Origin of the sequence: Roseomonas sp. TAS13, from assembly GCF_001950415.1 — a bacterium.
Classification (GTDB): Bacteria; Pseudomonadota; Alphaproteobacteria; order Acetobacterales; family Acetobacteraceae; genus Roseomonas; species Roseomonas mucosa.
The window spans coordinates 1-1699 of sequence record NZ_BDLP01000603.1; the positions used below are offsets into that span (position 1 = coordinate 1).

The 1699-nt window shown below is 68.7% G+C and carries 3 protein-coding genes, 1 tRNA gene and 1 pseudogene; 4 read left to right on the forward strand and 1 reads right to left on the reverse strand.

All coding sequences use genetic code 11. The annotated features are described in order from the left end of the window. The 4 genes and pseudogenes from tuf to nusG form a co-directional block, all read left to right on the forward strand. A pseudogene (tuf, locus tag ROTAS13_RS24095) lies at positions 1 to 129 on the forward strand (elongation factor Tu); the annotation flags it as partial. A gap of 325 nt (positions 130 to 454) precedes the next feature. Then, a tRNA-Trp gene (locus tag ROTAS13_RS24100) sits at positions 455 to 531 on the forward strand. Positions 532 to 603: 72 nt separating this feature from the next. Then, the gene (gene secE / locus ROTAS13_RS24105) at positions 604 to 798 is read left to right on the forward strand and encodes a preprotein translocase subunit SecE (protein ID WP_019463441.1); all 195 of its coding nucleotides are present in this window, start codon (positions 604 to 606) and stop codon (positions 796 to 798) included. 21 nt (positions 799 to 819) lie between these two features. Next, positions 820 to 1356: a transcription termination/antitermination protein NusG gene (gene nusG / locus ROTAS13_RS24110; protein ID WP_019463442.1), complete on the forward strand. Its 537-nt coding sequence runs from the start codon at positions 820 to 822 to the stop codon at positions 1354 to 1356. A gap of 146 nt (positions 1357 to 1502) precedes the next feature. On the opposite strand, the gene ROTAS13_RS24115 is transcribed toward nusG, so the two are convergent. Beyond that, a partial coding sequence (locus ROTAS13_RS24115) for an OmpA family protein (protein WP_139323556.1) occupies positions 1503 to 1699 on the reverse strand: 197 nt, incomplete at its 5' end.

Sequence of the window (1699 nt, forward strand, 5' to 3'; positions counted from 1 at the left end):
CCGGGCGACAACGTGGCGATGGATGTCGAGCTGATCGCGCCGATCGCCATGGACCAGGGCCTGCGCTTCGCCATCCGCGAGGGCGGCCGCACCGTCGGCGCCGGCGTCGTCGCCTCCATCGAGAAGTAAGGCCCGGCGCCCCGGCCTCGTGCCGGGGATGGGTACGGAACGGCGGTCCGCAGCGATGCGGGCCGCCTTTTTTTCTGGCGCGGCGGCCGGGCCGGCCGGGCACCGCCCCGCCGCCTGGGCGCCGCGAATCCCGGTCCGGATGGGCCTTGCGGGAGGGATCGTAGCTTGTCCCAGGGATTCCCGCCGGGGCCGGCCGCGGCTCCTCCGAAGGCCCGGGCGGGCGGGGACGGGCGGGTTCTCCCGGTGCCGTGTTTTCCCTGTGCGGCCATCTCGACAGGACAGTTTGTCTATCCTATAGACCCGGCCTCACGGCGATGCCGCGTGCAGGGGCGTAGCTCAATTGGCTAGAGCGCCGGTCTCCAAAACCGGAGGTTGGGGGTTCGAGACCCTCCGCCCCTGCCACCGTCGCCATGCTTGATGAGGCGGGCGATGCCGGCGTCGGCACCGCCCTCGAAGTGTTGGAGAGGCCGGCCCTTGGCCAAGGTGAACCCTGTGCAGTATCTGCGCGACGTGCGGCAGGAAGTGGCGCGCGTCACCTGGCCCACCCGCAAGGAGACCCTGATCACCACGGGGCTGGTGCTGGCCCTGTCGGCCCTGGCGGCCGTGTTCTTCCTGGTGGTGGATCAGGTCATCCAGTTGGGGATGAGTGCGCTGTTCGGGTTCGGCTGAGGCGGATTGGGAGATTCGGTCATGGCCGGCATGAAGTGGTACGTCGTTCACGTCTATTCGGGCTTCGAGAAGAAGATCGCCCAGGCGATCAAGGAACAGGCCGTGCAGAAGGGGCTGGAGCACCTCTTCGGCGAGGTGCTCGTCCCGTCCGAGGAAGTGGTCGAGGTGCGCCGCGGGCAGAAAGTGAATGCCGAGCGCAAGTTCTTCCCCGGCTACGTGCTGGTGAAGATGGAGATGACGGACGACGCCTGGCACCTGGTGAAGGACACGCCCAAGGTCACCGGCTTCCTTGGCGCCCGCAACAAGCCCGCTCCCATTCCCGAATCCGAGGCGCAGCGGATGCTGCAGCAGGTACAGGAGAATGTGGAGAAGCCGCGCCGCCCCTCCGTGGTCTACGAGGTGGGCGAGCAGGTTCGCGTGGCGGACGGTCCCTTCACCAGCTTCAACGGCGTGGTGGAGGAAGTGGACGAGGAGCGCGGCCGGGTGAAGGTTTCGGTCTCCATCTTCGGCCGGGCCACCCCCGTGGAGCTGGAATACGGGCAGGTGGAGAAGGTCTGAGGGCCTCTCTCCTTTTCGTGGTTTTGCAGGGGGCGCCTTCGGGTGCCCTTTTTCGTGCCTGCCGTCCAGGGACGCGTGCAAAGAAGAAGGGCCGGTCCTCGCGGACCGGCCCCCTTCCCGAAGCGATGCCTGGAGCATCTGCGCGATCAGCGCAGGACGATCTCCACGCGGCGGTTCTGCGGCTCGCGCACGCCGTCGGCGGTCGGCACCAGCGGGCGGCTCTCGCCGAAGGCCTCGACCGTGATCTCCGAGCGCTGGATGCCCTGGCGCACCAGCTCGGCGGCCACGGCGTCGGCGCGGCGGCGCGACAGGCCCATGTTGTACTGCGGCGTGCCGGAGCGGT

What these genes read in the sequence shown, in the direction of transcription:
- nusG (WP_019463442.1), top strand. Translation starts at nt 820, where the DNA reads ATGGCCGGCATGAAGTGGTACGTCGTTCACGTCTATTCGGGCTTCGAG.